Below are 270 nucleotides of genomic sequence, written 5' to 3' on the forward strand. Positions count from 1 at the left end.
GGTCCCAGGGGACGATGGCGAGCATCAGCGCCAGGGTCAGCAGGTAGAACACCACCAGGCGCACGATGGTCGAGCGGAACGCCGACCTCACCGCCTGTTCCGGATGTTCGGCCTCGGCGGCGGCGACCGCGATCATCTCCACGCTGAGATAACTGAAGATCGACACCACCACGGCGATCCACATGCCTTTCAGGCCGTGCGGGAAGAAGCCGCCGTGGGCGCTGTAGTTGTGCACGCCGTAGGCCGGGTTGGCGGAGCCGAACACCAGGT

1 protein-coding gene is annotated in these 270 nt (G+C 65.9%); it reads right to left on the reverse strand.

Annotated features, from left to right (window positions below; genetic code table 11):
• Positions 1-270: amino acid permease (locus ACLJNW_RS25370; RefSeq protein ID WP_410961389.1), on the reverse strand; the 270-nt coding region annotated here is incomplete at both ends.

Source organism: Salmonella sp. SAL4457 (genome assembly GCF_046548235.1).
Classification (GTDB): domain Bacteria; phylum Pseudomonadota; class Gammaproteobacteria; order Enterobacterales; family Enterobacteriaceae; genus Salmonella; species Salmonella enterica.